General features: G+C 70.7%; 16 protein-coding genes. 10 read left to right on the plus strand and 6 right to left on the minus strand.

The window, feature by feature from the left end:
• Nucleotides 1-19: 19 nt before the first annotated feature.
• Nucleotides 20-475 (minus strand): hypothetical protein, encoded by a 456-nt coding sequence (locus KIP79_RS19890; protein ID WP_214106360.1) that lies wholly within the window; start codon nucleotides 473-475, stop codon nucleotides 20-22.
• Nucleotides 472-1,191: a winged helix-turn-helix domain-containing protein gene (locus KIP79_RS19895; RefSeq protein WP_214106361.1), complete on the minus strand. Its 720-nt coding sequence runs from the start codon at nucleotides 1,189-1,191 to the stop codon at nucleotides 472-474. The genes KIP79_RS19890 and KIP79_RS19895 overlap by 4 nt, the downstream gene beginning before the upstream one ends.
• Nucleotides 1,192-1,593: 402 nt before the next feature.
• Between KIP79_RS19895 and KIP79_RS19900 the strand changes: the two genes are divergently transcribed.
• The 10 genes from KIP79_RS19900 (at nucleotide 1,594) to KIP79_RS19945 (ending at nucleotide 11,875) form a co-directional block, all read left to right on the plus strand.
• Entirely contained in the window at nucleotides 1,594-2,922 is a 1,329-nt protein-coding gene (locus KIP79_RS19900; protein WP_214106362.1) for a hypothetical protein, read from the plus strand.
• Nucleotides 2,923-2,986: 64 nt separating this feature from the next.
• Nucleotides 2,987-4,333: an alkaline phosphatase D family protein gene (locus KIP79_RS19905; protein WP_214106363.1), complete on the plus strand. Its 1,347-nt coding sequence runs from the start codon at nucleotides 2,987-2,989 to the stop codon at nucleotides 4,331-4,333.
• Between the two features lie 73 nt (nucleotides 4,334-4,406).
• Nucleotides 4,407-5,903: a glycoside hydrolase family 3 protein gene (locus tag KIP79_RS19910; protein WP_214106364.1), complete on the plus strand. Its 1,497-nt coding sequence runs from the start codon at nucleotides 4,407-4,409 to the stop codon at nucleotides 5,901-5,903.
• A 58-nt stretch (nucleotides 5,904-5,961) separates the two neighbouring features.
• Complete coding sequence (locus KIP79_RS19915) at nucleotides 5,962-6,273, plus strand: hypothetical protein (protein WP_214106365.1); 312 nt, start codon at nucleotides 5,962-5,964, stop codon at nucleotides 6,271-6,273.
• A 47-nt stretch (nucleotides 6,274-6,320) separates the two neighbouring features.
• Nucleotides 6,321-6,581 carry a hypothetical protein gene (locus KIP79_RS19920; protein WP_214106366.1) on the plus strand — a complete coding sequence of 87 codons (261 nt, stop codon included), beginning with the start codon at nucleotides 6,321-6,323 and terminating at the stop codon, nucleotides 6,579-6,581.
• 103 nt (nucleotides 6,582-6,684) lie between these two features.
• Nucleotides 6,685-7,503, plus strand: a complete 819-nt coding sequence (locus KIP79_RS19925; protein ID WP_214106367.1) for an ATP-grasp domain-containing protein — start codon at nucleotides 6,685-6,687, stop codon at nucleotides 7,501-7,503.
• A gap of 85 nt (nucleotides 7,504-7,588) precedes the next feature.
• Entirely contained in the window at nucleotides 7,589-8,842 is a 1,254-nt protein-coding gene (locus KIP79_RS19930) for an aspartate aminotransferase type Ic (protein WP_214106368.1), read from the plus strand.
• A 655-nt stretch (nucleotides 8,843-9,497) separates the two neighbouring features.
• Nucleotides 9,498-10,253, plus strand: coding sequence for a GntR family transcriptional regulator (locus KIP79_RS19935; protein WP_214106369.1), 756 nt, complete (start codon nucleotides 9,498-9,500; stop codon nucleotides 10,251-10,253).
• A 266-nt stretch (nucleotides 10,254-10,519) separates the two neighbouring features.
• The gene (locus KIP79_RS19940; protein ID WP_214106370.1) at nucleotides 10,520-11,125 is read left to right on the plus strand and encodes a GNAT family N-acetyltransferase; all 606 of its coding nucleotides are present in this window, start codon (nucleotides 10,520-10,522) and stop codon (nucleotides 11,123-11,125) included.
• Nucleotides 11,126-11,197: 72 nt separating this feature from the next.
• A complete protein-coding gene (locus tag KIP79_RS19945; RefSeq protein ID WP_214106371.1) occupies nucleotides 11,198-11,875 on the plus strand; it encodes a copper homeostasis protein CutC in 678 nt (225 codons plus the stop codon).
• A gap of 10 nt (nucleotides 11,876-11,885) precedes the next feature.
• On the opposite strand, the gene KIP79_RS19950 is transcribed toward KIP79_RS19945, so the two are convergent.
• From KIP79_RS19950 to KIP79_RS48975, 4 genes are all read right to left on the minus strand, one after another.
• Nucleotides 11,886-13,082 carry a DUF6986 family protein gene (locus KIP79_RS19950; RefSeq protein ID WP_214106372.1) on the minus strand — a complete coding sequence of 399 codons (1,197 nt, stop codon included), beginning with the start codon at nucleotides 13,080-13,082 and terminating at the stop codon, nucleotides 11,886-11,888.
• A gap of 25 nt (nucleotides 13,083-13,107) precedes the next feature.
• On the minus strand, nucleotides 13,108-14,364 hold the full coding sequence (locus KIP79_RS47120) for a helix-turn-helix transcriptional regulator (RefSeq protein WP_250213510.1): 1,257 nt from the start codon (nucleotides 14,362-14,364) through the stop codon (nucleotides 13,108-13,110).
• Nucleotides 14,364-14,798 carry a hypothetical protein gene (locus KIP79_RS19960; protein WP_214106373.1) on the minus strand — a complete coding sequence of 145 codons (435 nt, stop codon included), beginning with the start codon at nucleotides 14,796-14,798 and terminating at the stop codon, nucleotides 14,364-14,366. Before KIP79_RS19960 ends, KIP79_RS47120 begins: the two co-directional genes overlap by 1 nt.
• 67 nt (nucleotides 14,799-14,865) lie before the next feature.
• Complete coding sequence (locus KIP79_RS48975) at nucleotides 14,866-18,903, minus strand: nSTAND1 domain-containing NTPase (protein WP_214106374.1); 4,038 nt, start codon at nucleotides 18,901-18,903, stop codon at nucleotides 14,866-14,868.
• Nucleotides 18,904-18,922 lie beyond the last annotated feature (19 nt).

Genomic DNA, 18,922 nt, shown 5'->3' on the forward strand with positions numbered 1-18,922 from the left:
GACCTGGTCCGCCGACGGGTCAGAACATGCCGAGGTGGCCCATGAGTTGCCGAGCGGCATCAATGACCGACCCGGCCAAGGCGATCGCCTCGGCGGCTTCTCCCGCCTCCACCAACTCGTCGGGAAACTCCGGATACTCCAGCTCATTTCTCCGTCTACGCATCGTCCCGAACGGTTCGAAGGCCTTGCCGAACTGCCGGATCATGGCCTGCTGAACGACGTAGTGGCCGCCGGTCGTGGTGGCCCGCAGACCCTGTTGGGCAAGCACCCCCGCGCAGGCGAACCGCGCGGCGTCGTAGGCCAGGGTGTATGCCGAGTTCGGATCGTTGCTGGCAAGTTCTGCCGCGCTGGCCAGGGTGACCGTGGCCTTCTCCAGCCAGCCGGTCCCGTCAGCCGCGTCGCCTTTGATCCGCTGGAGTTCTCGGGCGGCGAGCATACGTTCGATATCGGCCTCGCCGCGGGTCCAGCGGGTCACTTCTGTTCCTGGTGTTTGATCGCGGGGGTGAGGTCAAGGGTGGGAGCTGATCGGATCTGGCGGATCAGCGCGTCGGAACTGGTCTCCCAGCGTTTCGGTGAGGCGAGGACGGGATTGACGGGCATCCCGATGCGCTCCTGGCTTCGGTCGGCGGCCGCGTATACGGCGGATCGATCTACGGAACCCACGACCAGGACATCGATGTCGTTGGGGGCGGGGCCTGGTTCTCCGCTCTGGCGGGCCGCCCAGGATCCGAAGATGAGTAGGAGGTCGATGTTGGGAATCGAGCCGAACTCATCCGCGATGATCGTGTTCGGACCGTACGTGTAGGTCAGGATCTCGGTGAGCGGCTGGGCGATCGGGTGCCGCGAATCGGCTTCAAGCACTCGTGACCTGCCGATCGTCCGGGCGGTGATCAGCCCGGCTTCCTCCAGTCGCCGCACTTCGGGATGAAGAGTGGACGGTGACACGTTCAGTTCGCGAGCCAATGACGCCAGCGTCCAGGTTTCGCCCGAGCGAAGGAAGAGCGCGGCCAGCACTCGCGCCTGGGTATCCGTGCGAAAGAGCGGCACGACAGGCGCCCCGATCATTCGCATATACCGAAGATATCTTCGGGATTCTCGAACGGTCAATCTCGCTGTGGCCCCGGCAAGCCCGCCCAGGGATCGCGCAGGCCGAACCGAGCGACCAGGCTCCACCGCCTGCAATCCGGACACAGTGCCTCCATGATCTGCTCGGGCCTCATATTTGATCCAGAAGTGACACGAAGTGTAGGTGATACTAGACAGATATAAGACGTCTTATGTGAATCAAGACATGAGCGGTGGGGTGCGTGGCCGCCATGCAGGCCAGGTGGGGCTTGATCGGCTGCGTGGATGTAAGCCGTGGAGGGGTCGGGGGATCTTTGGGGCTGGCCTTTGGTGAGTGGGATTCTTGGGGATTTGTGGGGTCTTCGCGGGTGCTGGGCGTGCCTGATGATTACTTTGTGTAACTACACTGTTCCTATATGTGCTCATTTGGGCGTTGTCACCCGAGATGTTCCGCAGAGGGATGGTGCGTATGGCTAAGGGTGGCTGGGCGGTTCCGGGCGGGTGTGGTTGGCGCGATGGTTGGGCGCCGTGAGCGGGGGGGATTTTCCGCTGGTGGATCCGGAGCGGCGGTTGGGGCATCCGTCGGGGCGGGCGCGGTCGGCGGCGTTGGGGCTGGGGCAGGCGTGGCGGCAGGTCAGGGAGCGGGTGGCGGCGGAGTCGCTGATGGGGCTGGCGGTGCCGGGGCAGGAGCGGCGGCCCTTTCCGGTGCGGCCGGCGCTCGGGGTGCTGCATCCGGCGGCCGAGCCGGTGCTGCGGCAGCGGGTTCAGGGCGTGGTCCAGTGCCTGAACCGGCTGGTCCAGCAGTATCCGGTTGATCGGGAGTTGCAGGAATTCCTGGATATTCCCGAGCCCTTGCATCGGTGGATCATGAGGGAGCCCAACCCGGAGCTGCTGCGTGTGGACTACTGCCGCCTGGACCTGCTGGGCAGCACGCTCGACACCGTAAGGGTCCTGGAGTTCAACCCGAGCAGCCCAGGTGGCGTGATCTCCTCGGGCATGCTCAACCGGTTCTGGCGGGGCTCCAAACTCGGGGCGACGCTCGCCGAGTGGGCGCCGCACGCCGCCCCCTTCGAGGGCGACGACTGGTTCGCCCGCTGGCTGCTCCGGTTCGGACGGGAGCACATCGGCTCCCGGGACGGCCGCCGTGTCGCGCTCTTCCACTCCCACGACAGCACGAAGTTCGAACTCGACCAGGTACGCAGGCAGCTGACCGGCTGGGGACGGCAGGTCGTGGAGGTCGAGCCGTGCGACGTCGACGCCGTGGCGGACGTCCGGCTGGGCTACCTCAAGTACATTCCGCTGGAACCGGACGAGGTACGGCGGTGGGACCGCTTCTGCGCCCGCCTCATGGAAGGCTCGCTGGTGGTGCCCAACCCGCTGGGCCAGCGCTGGGTGGCGGAGAACAAGCTCTGCCTGGCCGTGCTGTCCGACCCGCGTTTCCGCCGGCTCTTCGCCGGCATGGACGTGGACTGCCTGGACGCCCTGGTCCCCTACAGCCGCAAGCTCGGGGACGGCATCGCGGTGGACGAGCTCGTGGACGGCCAGGAGCACCTGGTGCTGAAGGCCCCCTACAGCTTCCACGGCAAGGACGTGCTCATCGGCTGCGAGTACGACGCGAGCACGTGGTCGCGGGCGGTGCGCGACCCCGGCCACCGGGGCTGGCTGGTTCAGGAGCGGGTACGGCCCGCGTCGGTGGAGACCCAGGACGGCCGGTACCTGCACGATGTGGTGGTCCCGGTGCTGGAAGGAAAGGTCATCGGCTATTCCGCCCGGATGAACAACGGCCCGTTGCTCAACGGCGCCCAGGGCGGCGGGGCGTACTCGCTCTTCAGCCCGCACGCGCTGGAGGCCGCATGACATTTCCCTGAGAATTTCACCATCGGGCAATCGGCGCCCACCGTGAATGCACGAGTATTCGGGGATGGCGAAAATTCAGTTTCCGTTCACCCTTGGCGTGGGATCGGGGGAGCCGTACCCGGATGGGGTGATTCTGTGGACGCGGCTGGCCCCTGAGCCGGTGCATCCGACCAAGCCAGGGGGGATGCCCAACCGCTCGGTGAGCGTGCGGTGGGAGGTGGCGGAGGACGCCGCGTTCCGGACGGTGCTGCAGGCGGGAACGGCCACGGCCCAGCCCGACTGGGCGCACAGCGTGCACGTCAGGGTCACCGGGCTACGGGCGGGAACGGAGTACTTCTACCGGTTCACGGCGGAGGGCCACACCAGTCCGGTCGGCCGCACGAAGACCGCGCCGGACCCGCTTTCCGAGCAGCCGGTACGGATCGGGGTGATCTCCTGCCAGCGCTACGAGCACGGGTACTTCACGGCGCTGAAGCATCTGGCGGCGGAACGCCCGGATGTGATCCTGCATCTCGGGGACTACATCTACGAATACGGAAAACCCGCCAATCCGGCCCCCGGGCGATATATCCGGCCGCTGGAGTCGACCACCGAGTGCAAGACGCTCGGCGCGTACCGCGACAGGTACGCCCGGTACAAGACCGACAAGGACCTCCAGGCCGCGCACGCCGCCGCCCCGTGGCTCACCCTCCCGGATGACCACGAGGTGAAGGACAACTACGCGGGCCTGTTACCGGGCGACGGCTCCAGCCCGTCGGCGTTCCTGAAGCGCAGGAACGCGGCCTTCAAGGCGTACTACGAGCATCTGCCGCTCCGGGTGAAGCCGGTGGGCAACAACTCCCAGTTCTACCGCTGGCGGCCGTACGGGAAGGTCGCGGATCTGATGATCGTGGACGCGCGGCAGTACCGGGACGGCAGGGACATGCTCGGCCCCACCCAGGAGCAGTGGCTGACCTCGCGGCTGCGGAGTTCCACGGCGCGGTGGAAGGTGATCGCGCAGGCGCTGTTCTTCGCGCCCAGGAAGTTCCCGCTGGAGCCGGCCAGCTCGGACGCCTGGGACGGGTTCCCGCAGTCGCGGGCCAGGGTGCTGGCGGCCGTGCCGGGGGACCTGGTGGTGCTCAGCGGGGACGTGCACAACGCCTGGGCAGCCGAGCTGGGCAACGGGGTCGAGTTCGTGACCAGTTCGGTGACCAGCCACCCGCCCGGCACCGACGGCTCGGCCATGCTCGCGCTCAACCCGCACCTGAAGTTCTTCGACGGCCGCCGGGGCTACCTGCTGGTGACGGCGAGTATGACCGAGTTCACGGTGGACTACCGCGCGGTGCCGTACGTGGACCGGACCGGCGCCCCGGTGGTCACAGCGGGTGGCTTCCGTGTCCAGGACAACAAACTACAACGAACCGATCTGTGAAATAGGAGGTCAGAGGACTAGCGAATAGGAAAGTTTCCTATTAGATTTCGGGCATGCCCAAGTGCGGTGCCGCATGACGCGAAGCCTGGAGCTGCTGCGTCTGGCAGACACGGTCCTGTTCCCCGGCTTCGTGGGAACCTCGCCCCCCGACTGGCTTCGGCGTCGGCTCGCCGCCGGTCTGGCAGGGGTCGTCCTCTTCTCCCGGAATGTGGACACGCCCACCCAGCTCGCCGAACTGACCGCGGCCCTGCGCGCGGAGAACCCGGACATCATCGTCGGCATTGACGAGGAGGCGGGGGAGGTGACCCGGCTGGAGGCCCGCACGGGCAGTTCCCGGCCGGGCAACTACGCCCTGGGCGTGGTTGACGACGAGGCGCTGACCGAGGCGGTCGCCCGGGACGTCGGCTGGGACCTGGCCGCGGCGGGGGTGACCATCGACTTCGCCCCGGCCGCCGACGTGAACTCCAACCCGGACAACCCGGTGATCGGCCTGCGCTCGTTCGGCGCCGACCCGCACCTGGTCGCCCGGCACACCGCCGCCTGGGTGCGCGGCCTCCAGTCGGCCGGCGTGGCCGCCTGCGCCAAGCACTTCCCCGGGCACGGCGACACCTCGGTGGACTCGCACTACAGCGTGCCCGTGGTCGGCGTCACCCGGGAGGAACTGCACGAGGTCGAGCTCTGGCCGTTCCGGGCCGCCATCGCCGAGGGCGTGCGCGCCATCATGACCGGCCACCTGCTGGTCTCCGCGTACGACACGGAGCTGCCCGCCACGCTCAGCCCGCGCATCCTCACCGGGCTGCTCCGCGACGAGCTCGGCTTCGAGGGTCTGGTCATCACCGACGGCATCGAGATGGCCGCCGTCTCCGGGCCGTACGGCATCGGCGGGGCCAGCGCGCTGGCCATCGCCGCCGGGGCGGACGCGATCTGTGTGGGCGGCGAGCACGCCGACGAGGCGATTGTGGAGGTGATCAGGGACGCCATCGTGGACGCCGTCCTCGAGGGGCGGCTGCCGGAGGAGCGGCTGGCCGAGGCGGCCGAGCGGGTGCGCGTGCTGGCCGCCTGGCGGCCGGAGCGGGCGCCGTCCGCGGCCCGGGAGCCGGTCGGCCTGGCGGCGGCCCGGCGGGCCGTCCGGATCAGCCACGACGACGGGCGCTCGCTGCCCATCGTGGTCGCCCCGCACGTGGTGGAGCTGGCGCCGGAGACCAACCTGGCCATCGACAAGGGCATGCCGTGGGGGGTGGGGGAGCCGCTGGGCAAGCTGCTGCCCGGGACCACGGTGACCCGGCTGCACGAGCAGGACCTGGCCGACGGCCTCCCCGCCGACGTGCTGGCCCAGGCGGCGGACCGGCCGCTGGTGGTCGTGGTACGGGACGCGCACCGGCACGCCTGGCAGCTGGACGCGCTCGGGCACATGCTGGCCGACCGGCCGGACGGCATCGTGGTGGAGATGGGCCTGCCGGGCCGTACCGACCTGGGGGCCGCGCACATCGCCACGCACGGGGCGGCGCGGGTCTGCGGGCAGGCCGCGGCCGAAACGCTCACCGGTCAGGTGGCCGCCTTCCCGGCGTGACGACACGCCGGGCAAGATTTTGACCACGGAGCGCTATGCTTCAGTCACTCTCAGTTATATGCTCGCTACTGCTTTGACCGACCAGATCAACTGGAAGTCAAGAGGGAGCGAGATGTTCAAGAAGATCGCTGTGACCGGTGCCGTGCTCGCCGCCGCCTGTGGCGCGGCGCTGATCGCCGCACCGGCCCAGGCGGACACCGGGACCGGCAACTGGAGCCGCAACGCCGGCTCCGCCCAGTCGGGCAACAACTTCGGCTGGGTCGTGGCCCGCAACTTCGGCACCGCGGGCGCCACCAATGTCAACAACATCAACGGCATCGCGGCGACCGCCTCCGGCGGCGGCGTGACCGTGTTCTACATCTTCAGGTAGCCGGTCCCGTCCCTGAGCGTCTTGTGATCGACAAAGGAGAGCTGACGATGTTCAAGAAGATGATGGTGACCGGTGCCGTGCTCGCCGCCGCCTGTGGCGCCGCCCTGGCGGCCACCCCGGCCCACGCCGACAGCTGGACCGGCAACGGCAGCTGGAACCGCAACTCCGCCCAGTCGGGGAACAACTTCGGCAACATCGCCGCCACCAACATCGGCGGCAGCCGAGCGACCAACGTCAACAACATCAACGGCGTCACGGTCACCGCCACCAACGGTGGGCGCGCCGGGCTCTACTACCGCTTCAACTGATATCCCACACGCGTGCGCGCCGGGCCTGGCGGATGGGCCCGGCGCGCACCACCATCCCGCCTGTTGTATTCATGTAGGCGCAATGAGTACGACAAGGAGTGACATGAGAGTCGCGTACGTGACCTGGGACGGCCCGGACGACGAGCGGGAGCCGGTGCTGGCCGCCTGGCTCGGGCTCGGCATCGAGGGCGCCCCGGCGCGCTGGGACGACCCCGCGGTGGACTGGTCCTCGTTCGACGCGGCCGTGGTCCGTTCCGCCTGGGACTACGTCGATCGGCGGGATGAGTTCCTGGCCTGGGCGCGCCGCGCGGAGGCGGCCACCCGGCTGTTCAACCCCGCCTCGGTGCTGACCTGGAACACCGACAAGACCTACCTGCGCGACCTCGGCGTCCCGATCGTGCCCACCCACTGGAGCTCCACCGGCCTCCCCGACTGGGCGGAGTACGTGGTGAAGCCCGCCATCTCCGCCGGGGCCAGGGACACCATCCGCACCGCCGACCGGGCGCGCGCCGAGGCGTTCGCGGCGGAGCTGGAGAGCCAGGGGCGCACGGTCATGATCCAGCCCTACCTGGAGTCCGTCGAGCACGAGGGCGAGCTGTCCCTGCACTACTTCGCCGGTCAGTTCAGCCACGCGGTGCGCCGCAACCCCATGCTGGTGCCCGGCCTCGGCGACCTCGGCGAGGCCAACGGCAAGGCCACCCTGCGCGACCCCGACGACGACCAGTTCGAGCTGGCAGAACGGGTGCTCGGCCAGGTGGCCGAGGACCTGCTCTACGCCCGGGTGGACCTGGTCCGCATGCCGGACGGCGAGCCGGTGCTGATCGAACTGGAACTCACCGAGCCGTACCTGTACCTCGCCTACGAGCTGGACGCGGCCGACATGTTCGCCCGCGCGCTGGCCGGGATGCTCACGCCCTCATGACAAGGTCTTCTGGTCGACGGCCGTCGTCTCAGGGTCGGTCGGCGGGGGCGTCTATCCTTTCGTAACGGAGAAACAGGTGTGACGGGTGGAGGAGAAGACGGTGGACCAGCTGGGCGCGGTTCGGGCGGAGTACGCGGCGTTGCGGGAGAAGGGGCTGGCGTTGGATCTGACCCGGGGGAAGCCGTCGGCCGCGCAGCTGGATCTGGCGGCGGGGCTGTTGACGCTGCCGGGGGAGAGGTTCGTCGCGGCGGACGGGACGGACACCCGGAACTACGGAGGGCTGCAGGGCCTGCCGGAGCTGCGGGCCCTGTTCGGTCCGGCGTTGCAGGTGCCGCCGGGGCAGCTGATCGTCGGAGGGAACTCCAGCCTGGCGCTCATGCACGACTCGATCGTCTACTCGCTGCTCGGGGTGCCGGTGGGCGGGTCGCGGCGGTGGGTGGACGAGGAGCGGGTGGCGTTCCTCTGCCCGGTGCCCGGGTATGACCGGCACTTCGCGCTGTGCGAGCGGTTCGGGATCGAGCTGATCCCGGTGGCCATGACCCCCGAGGGGCCGGACATGGACGCCGTCGAGCGGCTGGTCGCGACCGACCCCGGGATCAAGGGGATCTGGTGCGTGCCGAAGTACAGCAACCCGGACGGGGTCTGCTACAGCGCCGAGACGGTGGCGCGGCTGGCGGCCATGCCCACGGCGGCGCCCGATTTCCGGATCTTCTGGGACAACGCGTACGCGGTGCACCACCTGACGGACGAGCCGGTGGAGATCGCCGACCTGCTGACCCTGGCCGCCGAGGCCGGAAATCCCGACCGGGTCTTCGTGTTCGGCTCCACCTCGAAGGTGACGCTGGCCGGGAGCGGGGTCTCCTTCTTCGGGTCCTCGCCCGCCAACGTGGCCTGGTTCCTCGGGTTCATGGGCAAGGGCACCATCGGCGCGGACAAGGTCAACCAGCTCCGGCACGTGGAGTTCCTCCGTGACGAGGCCGGGCTGCGCGAGCACATGCGCCGCCACGCCGAGCTGATCCGGCCCAAGTTCGAGGTGGTGGACCGCATCCTGAGCAAGGAGCTCGGCGGGACCGGGCTGGCCGGCTGGTCCAGCCCCGCCGGGGGCTACTTCATCAGCCTGGAGGTGCCGGAGGGCTGCGCCAAGGAGGTCGTGCGGAAGGCCGCCGAGGCGGGTATCGCGCTGACCCCCGCCGGGGCCACCCACCCGTACGGCAACGACCCGGCCGACCGGACGATCCGGATCGCCCCGACCTATCCGGACCTGGAGGAGCTGGAGGAGGCCATCCTCGGGCTGACCGTCTGCATCCGGCTGGTCGGCGCCGAGAAGGCCACCGCCTGACCCAGGCTCCCATGGTTGAGCCGATAAGAGCAGCTTGACCGGACAGCACAGCGGCTCCCATTCCCGTGGCGCGGGGAGTGGGAGCCGCTTTTTCTTGCATAACGGAAGCGTGTCCTGGCGGGCGTGGGGGACCCGCCAGGACACGTTCCGCCCCGGCGTGGCGCGTACGACCCCGGCGAGGGATGGGGTCGTCCGCGCCGTTAGTCGCGCGGAGTCGGCGGGATCCGGTCCTCCTCGGCAGCGGCGACCGGACCTCGATAGTGGCGTTGGATCAGACAGGCGGCGCCGGTCGGGTCGTCGGCGGGGTGGCTTACCTCGAACCCCTCCGCAGCCCAGACAAACGATCCGTTTTCGCACCAAACAGTCAGATCAGCGGATACCGACAGTACGGAGATGCCGTTCCCGTTGCTCTGGTAGGTGTGGGTGAAACCCTGACGATGTAACGCGTAGCGCAGTAAACGCGTTGCCTCACCGGGGTTCCCCGAAGGCGGGTAGGACCTACCCGCACGGACCGCCAACACCGGCCCACCCCCATTGGATGGATTTGTACCAACGTTTGGATAATGCGCGGATCCCACCGTCAGGTCAAGTGGTTGTTCCAAGTCAGACCGAGATCGTCTAGATTTGTTGGCACAAAAGGGTGGATTGAGGGAAAATGGCACGATCGTCGCTCTACCAGCAGGTGGCCTCCGAACTCCGGCGGGCGATCTACTCGGGCGAATTCGGGCCCGGCGATCAGATCCCCACCGAGACCGAGCTCATGGACGGCCACCAGGTCAGCCGCAACACGGTGCGCCTGGCCCTCGGCGAGCTCGAGAACGAGGGACTCATCCTCCGGATGCGCCGGCGCGGCACCTTCGTCCGGGAACGCCGTCCGCTGCTCATGCGCCCACAGGACGAGCTGTTGTCGCGAGACGACTCCCGTCCCCGATTCGACGCGTTCGTCTCCGCCGTCACCGCCGAAGGCCGCCAGGCCGACCAGAACATCGAGGTCCAGATCGTCCAGCCGCCGGCGGAGATCGCCACCCGGCTGGCGCTGGAGGAGGACCGGGCCCTGGCGGTGGTACGCCGCCGGTTACGGTTCGTGGACGGGCAGCCGTACAACACCAACGACTCCTACTACCCGCTGAAGCTGGTGAGCGACTCCGAGATCGTGCGCCCCGGCGACATCAAGCGGGGCGCCAACCGGGTGCTGGAGGAGCTGGGCCATCCCCAGGTACGGCTGGTCGACGACATTTCGGCAAGGATGCCGACCCCTGAGGAATCGGCCCGGCTGCACCTGGAGCCGGGCACGCCAGTTGTCGTGTATGTCCGAGTCGGGTATGACGAGGAGGACGTTCCGGTCCGCGTCGCCGTATCCGTGTTGCCCGCCGACAAACATCTAATCAGGTACGAGCTGGAACGCCATTGACCGAACACAGGCCGCCCCAATAGGGCGGCCTTTCGCGTGGTGCCGCCACGAGCGCCCCCCAGGCCGGGCTCGGGGCTGTGGTGACGTCTGCCGGAAACGCCGTCACCGGCGCTATCACGCTCGCCTGCTGTCCCGCGGGCATCCCTTACGGCTGGCCGTAACGGCCTGCTGATCTCCTGCCGCACTCCCCTCCGTGGAAGCCGTGCGGCATCAAGTCGTCACTCTCCGCTATCACAACGACACCCATAGCAACGAAAGGACCTCTCATGCGCTCTGACACCCTCAATCTCTCTACAGAACTCACGCTCCGCAGGGCCACCCTCGGCGACCTTTCGGATGTGCTCTCGCTACTGGCCCGGACCGCGGGCTGGCTGCACACCCTGGGCGTCCGCCAGTGGCCGGCGGCCGGCTTTCCCGCCGAGCGCATCGCGCCACTCATCGACGAAGGCGTGCTGTACGTGATCGACGGCGACCACGCGCCCGCCGGCGTGATGGCGCTCGACGACAACGCCGACCCCGAGTTCTGGACCCCGGCCGACCGTCCCGAGTCGGCCATGTACGTGCACAAGCTGGCCGTGGACCGGGCCTACTCGGGCCAGGGCGTCGGTGAGGCGTTACTGGACTGGGCCGGGCTGCGCGCGCTGGCGGCCGGGTGCCGGTATCTTCGCCTGGACTGCTCCAAGGACAACACCCGGCTCCAGCGGTACTACCTGGGCCAGTGTTTCCGTCACGTCCGGACCGTGGATCTGCCGCACCGGGCCTCCGGGGCGCTGTTCGAGCGGGCCGCCGGGGTGCGGGGTGGCTTCCTGCCGGCCCGGGTGGTGGACCTCACCGCGTACGTGCCGAAGCAAAAGGCCCTGGTATCGCATTGACTCGGGACGAGCAAGTGCTGAACAGGGCGGATGCCGTACGGCCCCGCAAAGGGACCCGATAATGTTCGGTCCATGACCGGATCGCTGCTTGAAGTGATCGCGCTGGACGTGCGCGATGCCGTTGCCGCCGAGGAGGGCGGCGCGGACCGCGTGGAGGTGGTGGCGGACATGTCCGCCGACGGGCTCACCCCGTCGGCGGAGACGGTCGCCGCGATCGCCAAGGACTGCGCGCTCCCGCAGATGGTCATGTTGCGGTCCAACGCGGGGTTCACGGTCGCCCCCGAGGAACTCGAACGGCTGCGCCGGGCCGCCAGGGAACTGGCGGACGCCGGCGCGGCCGGGTTCGTCTTCGGCTTCCTCGACGGGGACGGCGCCGTGGACCGCGCCGCCACCGAGGCGCTGATCCACGCGGTCGCGCCGCTGCCGTGGACGTTCCACCGCGCGGTGGACCACGCCGTGGACCTCCAGGCGTCCTGGCGCGCGGTCCGGTTGCTCCCCAACCTGGCCACCGTGCTCACGTCCGGCTCCCCCGAGGGCGTCGGCTCCGGTCTTCCCGTCCTGCGCGCCCGCGCCGAAGCCGGCGACGGCGCTCTGATCATGGCCGGGGGCGCCCTGCGCCGCGAACACGTCCCCGTGCTCCACGACTACGGCGTCCGCGCCTTCCACATCGGCAGCGCGGTCCGCGACTCCTGGAACTCACCCGTGGTACGCGGCCGTGTCGCCCAGTGGCGGCACCTGCTCGACGCCTGAAGCCAGCTGCCTAGGACCCGATGCCCAGGGCGAAATCAGCCCGCTGAAGGGCCGCCGTCAGCGTTTTGATCGTCGCGGGCTCGTCCATGATCCCGCCCTCCTGCCGCTGCTCCTCCCACGCCCGGACCCGGGCCTCGTACTCCTCGTAGTGCCGCAGGTGGAACTCGTAAACCGTCATGTACCTGCTGACCAGGTGCGACGGATGCATGTCCCAGCCCTGGTAGAAGCCGTGACGCAGCGAGTGCCGGACCGTTTCCGCGTGCCGGTCCAGGAGGGCCACGACGTCCTCGTCGGCGTCGGAGGCCGGGGCGGCGGCCAGCGAACCGTCCGACAGTTCGATGCCCCTCGCCCGTAGGTGCGTCTGCATCAGGTGCCGGGCGTGGTCGCAGGCGGGGTGGTCGAGTCGCTGCTCGTGCGGAGGAAGTCCGATGGCCGCCGTGTAGTCGAACACGCCGAAGTGCGCCGCGCGCAGCCGCCCACCGGACGCCGTGACGGCCTCGCTGAGGAACAGGAGCGTCTGCGGCGCCTCCACCTGCATCTCGAATCCCAGGCTCAGGTGCGGGAGGTCGAGATCCTCTTCCAGATCGGACAGACGGTCCGCGAACTGGCGCAGATAGTCAACCATCAGCACCTTGGGAAATGTCACGACAAATCCGGGTGGAAGTTCTCCGGCGGCGCGGATCACGCCCGTCAGGAAGCCGTCCAGGGTGCGGATGGAGCGGTCCGCGTGCCCGTCCGCGAACGATTTCACGCGGATGCCCCAGCGCCGGGGGAGCGCGCCCGAGGCATGCCAGGCCGCGACCGTATTCGCCGCCCGCTCGGTGTCCTCGTCCTCGGTGGACCGAATCCCGTAGCCGTCCTCGAAATCGATCCGCAGATCCTCGATGGGTTCGGTCGTCAGTTTCTGGCGGACAAGGGCGGGCACCGAATGTCCGTAGGTGCGATGGCGGGGGCTGGCCATCCGCACGACGATCTTCTCGGGCAGGGCGGACTGAGGATCACGACCACGGATCCTGTGCCAGTCCGCCAGGTTGCGGAGGGCGGTCTTGGCCCACGTGTTGATGGTGGCGGGGGTCAGCTGATGGGCAGGGACGTACACGGTGTGCACCGGCTGCCAAGTGGGTTCCCGGGCCGGGTACAGCTCCTGTTGCCGCTGGTAGGTGGTGGTGAAGCCGGGGATCTCCACCTGGCCCAAGGTTGTTTCCATGTCCGCGATAATCGCAGACCGCCGATCAGCGCGGGGGCGTGGGGAAGGTGAGCAGGGCCGCCAGGTGGGTGCGGTCGTTGACGCCCAGTTTGGCGTAGAGGCGGTGGAGGTGGTTGCCGACCGTGCGGTGGGACAACCCCAGCCAGTCGGCGATTTCGCGGTTGGTGAGGCCCCAGGAGGCGAGCTGGCCGATCTGCTGTTCGCGGTCGGTCATGGGGGTGGGGTTGTGGTCGGGGGTGGACGGGATCACCCGGTGGATCTGGTGGCGGGCGCGGAGGGGGCCCACCGATTCGCGGACGACGGCCTGGTACATGGGGTGCGCGAGTCGTACCAGGAGGGAACGGCCGCGGAGGTGGGTGGTGATCAGGCCGCGGCGTTCCACGCGGTGGACGGCGTCGGCGTCGCTCTGGGCGAGCAGGAGGTCGGCGTCGATGGACTCGTGGACCGCGACCAGTTCGAGGACGTCGCGCTCGTCGTCGTCGAGGTCGCCGATCTCGGCGCGGATCAGGTCGCGCAGCCGCCGGCTGAGCACCACCTGCCCGCGCGAGCACCACACCCCGTCCACCTGCGCGACGGCCCCGGCGGCCAGCGCGGCCTCCACCAGCTCGCGGAGGAACCGCAGGTCACCGGCGGCGGCCCGGTGGAAACGCCGGGCGGTCGCCCCTTCGACCCGCCCGCCGAGCGCCACCGCCATCAGCCGCGCCGCCCAGTCCGCACCGAGCGGCGCGACCTCCAGCCGCCGCAGCCCGAGCGCCTTCACCGGCGCCGGCAGCGCGACCTCGGACCGGGTGACCGCCACCACGCTCACCCCCGAACAGGCCACCAGATGGTGCACCAGCGCCGCCGACAGATCGTCCAGCAGGTGCGCGTCGTCGACGACCAGCACCCGGCAGCCGGCCAACTGGGAGGCCGCCCAGGCCAGCGGGTTGGCCTGCGGCGAACCGGCAGGCAGCAGGTGAGCGAAAGCACCCAGCGGGACGCCCGGGCTGGTGCCGGACACCCACAGGATTTCAGGGCAGACGCCGGAAACCGGCGGGACCTCAGGGCAGACGTAAACCGGCGGGACCTCAGGGCTGTTATCGGGCATTGGCAGGACTTTGGGGCTGCTGCCGGGTACTCGCAGGACGTCGCTCCCGTGTACGTCCTGGCCGCCGAACTCCCGTGCCGCCAGGGCGCTCTTGCCGACGCCGTGCGGGCCGGTGAGCAGCGCCCCACCGTCCCGCACCGCGGCCGTGAGCGCCGCACGCTCCTCGTCCCGGCCCAGGAAAGGCCAACGTCTCATCAGCCCACCACGGTCTTCCAGTTGCCGCAGCCGGGATTGCTTGCCGTCTTCGGCTTGTCGCAGACCCGCAGCTTGACGACCGTGGGCGAGCGGAATTTGGCCACCACCCGCTGACTGCTGGGCGCCCCGACCCGGTCGTTCCCTGGATCGAAGCCGATCCAGCTGCCACGGGGGCTCCAGCTGATGTACAGGTACGCCGAGGAACCCTCCCCGTGGCGGTCCCTGAGCGTGCCCGAGAGCGTGTACACGTCACCGGATTTGGTGACAGACCCCACGAAGTCGTCCCGCTTCCTGGGGGAGGAGGCCGTGAGCCGCACCCAGGCCGAGTAGACGGTGAACGAACGATGCTGAGCCGTGGCCTGCGCGGCGGTGCCGGGCACCAGCCCCCCGCAGAGCAGCCCGGCCACCAGCAGACCGGAGGAGATAAGTCGCATATGACCAGTGCAACCGGTCATGCTTGCCGAACGCTCACCAGACGCTTGTCCCGCGCTTGCCCGCAGGTCAGCAGGTCGGCCGGTACTCGTACCCTGGCAGGAACGCCGCCCACTCGGCCGGGCTGAGATCCCGCCCGGCCACCGCGCAGGCCCGCCGCCGCGCCGACCCCAGATCGAGATCCCACCGGTGCATGGCCCGATCGCTGGACACGCTCACCAGCGACTCCCCTTGGAACACCAGGAACCGCGAGGTGTTGTCGTACGGCCCCGGCGAGGCCCCCACCAGCTGCCCGGTGGCCAGCTCGTGCAGCGAGACCCGCCCGTCGGCCTGGCTGCCGGCCACGTACCGCCCGTCGGGGGAGACCGTCACGCTGCGGTACGAGCCCGGCCGGGTCCGCGCCATCACCCGCTGCCGGGCCCACCCGCGCCAGATCGAGAGCTGCCCGTCGTCGGCCCCGAACGCGACCAGGCCGTCCGGACCGTACCCGATGGCCGACACCTCGGCGTCGCCTCGCGCCACCTTGAGCGGATCCAGCACCCGCCGCCCGGTCCGCACGTCCAGGACCTCCACGGTGCCGTTCACCAGTCCGGCCAGCAGCCGGGCGCCGTCCGGGGTGAAGGCCATCGTGGAGGCCCGCGCGCTGAGCTCGGCGGTGGCCAGGGTGTCCCCGGCCGCCGTGACGATCTCGACCTGGGGCCGGTCGGCGACGGTGTCGGTGGGCTGGGTGGTGATGGCCAGCAGCGTGCCGTCCGGGGAGAGGGCGGCCAGCGGGTTGAGGATGTCGCGGACCAGCAGCGGGCGGCCGGTGGCCAGGTCGGCGAGCAGGACCAGGTCGTTGGCGGCCACCGCCAGCCGGCCGCCGCCCGCCCCGGCCAGCACGGGGTCCTCGCCCGTCACCGGGAAGAGCGGGCGCTCCACCGAGCCGGGGCCGACCTCCCAGACCTGGCCGTCCTTCACGTACCTGGCCGTGCCGTCCGGGGTGAAGAAGGCGCGGAAGCCGTCCAGCCGGTCGTCCGGGCCGCCGGTGGCCACCCGGGTGGGGGCGCCGAAGCCGCGGGTGCCGGTCAGGTCCCAGCTGAGGATGATCCCGTCCAGGGTGACGCTCACCAGGGTCCGGCCCCCCTCGGCGATCTCCGCCCCGGCCACCCGCCCGGCCGCCGGGAAGTCCCGCAGCAGCTGCCGGGTCCCGGCGTCCCACAGGTGCACCCGGCCCTGGCCGTCGCCGGAGACCACCTGCGGTCCCGTGGCCGACCAGGAGCCCCAGGTGATGTCGCTGCCGTACCGGACCGGGCCCGTCTGTTTCCCGGTGCGCACGTCCCAGAGGATGACCTGGCCGATGTCGGTGGTGAGCAGGGCGGTGCCGTCCCGGTTGAGCGCCTGGGTCTCGGCGGCGGTGGGCAGGTCGCCGAGCAGCCGCCCGTCCAGGTCGATCACCCGGGTCCGCCCGGCGACCGTGGTGACCGCCAGGTGGGCCAGGTCGCCGCTGGTGATCAGTCCGCTGTTGGTCTCCGAGTTGGGCAGCCTGCGCGCCCCTTCCGGGGTCCAGAGCTCCACGTGCTCGCCGACCACGGCGGCGACGGCGTCCCCGGCCACGAAGACCGCCGTGTCCGGCTCGTGCCCGGCGGGGGAGGTGAGCGGCCGTGGGGTGGCGGTGGCCACGTTCCAGATCCGGACCGGCACCCCCGCCCGGTTCATGGTGATCAGCCGCTGCCCGTCCCGGTCCAGCGAGATGCGGCGGACCGTGCGGGGCCCGGCGTCGATCGGCGGCCCGACGGGGCGGAGCGTGGCGATGTCGTAGACCCAGACCCTGCCCAGCTCGGAGGCGACCGCCAGCCGGGAGCCGTCCCCGCTGAGCGTGGTGTCGCTGACCAACTCGGGCAGGGCCGCGGTGCCGCGCAGCAGCCTCGGGTTGGCGAACAGCAGCGCCAGCAGATTGTGCCGGGCGGCGGCGCTGGGATCCAGCCGTACGGCCTGCGCCGCCAGCAGCCCGCCCAGCGCCGGATCGGGTTCGGTGAGCGCCTGCGACCCGAGCCGTTCCACGTCGGCCACCAGCCGGGCCCGGTCGGAACCGGTCTTCTGGGTCCAGCCCATGGCGGCGATGACCAGCACCGCCACCAGGCTCACCGCCATCGCCCGCAGCCGCCGGTTGGACCGGATCCTGGACTCCCGGTCCGCCGCCGCGGCCGAGGCGTCCAGGAACTCCCGCTCGCCCTCGGTGAGCAGGTCCGGATGGGCGCCCGCCCAGTCCAGCGCCCCCGACAGCCGCGCCCCCCGGTAGAGCTCGGCGGGGTCGCGGCCCCGCGCGGCCCATTCGGCGGCGGCGGGGGACAGGTGGCGGCGGATGGCCCGGCCGTCCGCGTCGGCCTCCAGCCAGCCGCGCAGCCGCGGCCACTCGGTGAGCAGCGCCTCGTGCGCCACCTGCACGGTCTCCTGGTCGATGATCAGCAGGCGGCGGTCGAGCAGCAGGCCGAGCACCCGCCGCACCTGCGGATCGGCCAGCTCGTCCAGGGCCGCCCGCCGCCGGGTGAAACCGGCGCCCTGCCCGCTGTCGGCCAGGCGCAGGAGGACCGCCCTGGCGACCACCCGCTCCCGCTCGTCCAGCGCCGTGTACGCCCGCTCGGCCAGCCGTTCGATCGCGCCGCGCACCCCGCCCGAGCGCTGGTAGGCGGCCAGCGTGAGCAACCGCCCCTTCCGGTGCTCCCACAGGTCCAGCAGTGCCGTGGACAGCAGCGGCAGCGCCCCCGGCTGGTCCCGCACGTCGGCCAGCAACGCCTGGGGGAGTCCGTCCTGCACGGTCAGCCCGACCTGCCGGGCGGGGGCCTCGATGGCCTCCGCGAGCTCCGCCTCGCTCATCGGCCCGACCAGCACCTGGGCGGCCACCACCAGCTGGGCCAGCTCCCGGTGGGACGCGCAGCCCCCGTAGTAGTCGGCCCGCAGGGTGAGCACCACCTTGCCGCGCGCCGCGGCCGCCACCACCGTGTCCAGAAATATCCGGCGCGGCTCGGCGGGCAGGATGGTGAAGACCTCCTCGAACTGGTCTACGAAGAGCACCCAGCGCCCTTGCTCCGGCAGTACGGCCGCCAGGTCGGGGGTGGCCGCCGGGGTCACCACGAGCTGCCGCCACCCCGCCGACCCCGGCAGCGCCCCGAGCGCCAGCCGGGGCAGCAATCCGGCCCGCACCGCCGAGGACTTCCCGCTCCCGGACGGCCCCACCACCGCGACGAGCCCCGCCCCCGACAGGTGAGCCACCAGCTTGTCCACCAGCCGGTCCCGCCCGTGAAAGTAGGCCGCGTCATCGCTCTCGAACCGCGCCAGCCCCTTGTACGGGCAGGCCACCTCCTCAGCGGTCTCCCCGACCCCACTCCGGGCTGTGTTCCCGCCTGGCGGGGGCGCCAGGGTCTGGGCGAGCACCGCGCGCTGGATCGCCACCAGCTCAGGACCCGGCTCCAGACCCTCCGCGAGCAGCGCCGCGCGGGCCCGGTGGTATGCCTGGGCCGCCTCGGCCGCCCGCCCCGCGCGGTAGAGGGCCAGCATCAGCTGCCCCCAGAGCCGCTCCCGGGTCGGATGGAGCACCAGCAGCCCCTCCAGGTCGGCGACCAGCTCGGCGCCGCCGCCGGCTGCCAGCCGGGACTCGGTCCGCCGCTCCACGGCCTCCCCGTGTAACGCCGCCAGCCGGGTCCGCTCGGCCGCCAGGAACCCGAACTCCCCGTACGGCTCACCCCGCCAGAGGGCCAGGGCCTCGGTCAGCGGCCCGTCGGGGTCGGCGGCCGTCCGGGCACCCGCGACCAGCTCCGCGAACCGGACCGCGTCGATCACCACCACGCCGGTGTCCAGCGCGTACCCACCGGCGACGGTGCGGACCACCCCGGCGGGCAGCGCGCGGCGCAACCGGGAGACCGCGGACTGGAGGTTGCCCTTGGAGGCGAAGTCCAGTCGGCGCAGGATCACCTCGGTCCGCACCGGCCGCCCGGCCGCGGCCGTGAGCAGGGCGAGCACCTCACGCGGCCGGCCCTCCAACGGCACCGGAGCGGCCGGGGAGCGCACCTCGAAAGGCCCGAGCACCTGGATCTCCAGCACCCGGCTGTCCATCCGGTTCTCCGGCATCCGGCTCTCCATCCGGCTC

The organism is Acrocarpospora catenulata, assembly GCF_018476525.1.
Classification (GTDB): domain Bacteria; phylum Actinomycetota; class Actinomycetes; order Streptosporangiales; family Streptosporangiaceae; genus Acrocarpospora; species Acrocarpospora catenulata.

Bases quoted from the DNA above. Each gene is read 5' to 3' on its own strand.
- KIP79_RS19905 (WP_214106363.1), top strand. From the start codon at position 2,987: ATGGCGAAAATTCAGTTTCCGTTCACCCTTGGCGTGGGATCGGGGGAG.
- KIP79_RS19910 (WP_214106364.1), top strand. From the start codon at position 4,407: ATGACGCGAAGCCTGGAGCTGCTGCGTCTGGCAGACACGGTCCTGTTC.
- KIP79_RS19915 (WP_214106365.1), top strand. From the start codon at position 5,962: ATGCTCGCTACTGCTTTGACCGACCAGATCAACTGGAAGTCAAGAGGG.
- KIP79_RS19920 (WP_214106366.1), top strand. From the start codon at position 6,321: ATGTTCAAGAAGATGATGGTGACCGGTGCCGTGCTCGCCGCCGCCTGT.
- KIP79_RS19925 (WP_214106367.1), top strand. From the start codon at position 6,685: ATGAGAGTCGCGTACGTGACCTGGGACGGCCCGGACGACGAGCGGGAG.
- KIP79_RS19935 (WP_214106369.1), top strand. From the start codon at position 9,498: ATGGCACGATCGTCGCTCTACCAGCAGGTGGCCTCCGAACTCCGGCGG.
- KIP79_RS19940 (WP_214106370.1), top strand. From the start codon at position 10,520: ATGCGCTCTGACACCCTCAATCTCTCTACAGAACTCACGCTCCGCAGG.
- KIP79_RS19945 (WP_214106371.1), top strand. From the start codon at position 11,198: ATGACCGGATCGCTGCTTGAAGTGATCGCGCTGGACGTGCGCGATGCC.
- KIP79_RS19950 (WP_214106372.1), bottom strand. From the start codon at position 13,082: ATGGAAACAACCTTGGGCCAGGTGGAGATCCCCGGCTTCACCACCACC.
- KIP79_RS47120 (WP_250213510.1), bottom strand. From the start codon at position 14,364: ATGAGACGTTGGCCTTTCCTGGGCCGGGACGAGGAGCGTGCGGCGCTC.
- KIP79_RS19960 (WP_214106373.1), bottom strand. From the start codon at position 14,798: ATGCGACTTATCTCCTCCGGTCTGCTGGTGGCCGGGCTGCTCTGCGGG.
- KIP79_RS48975 (WP_214106374.1), bottom strand. From the start codon at position 18,903: ATGCCGGAGAACCGGATGGACAGCCGGGTGCTGGAGATCCAGGTGCTC.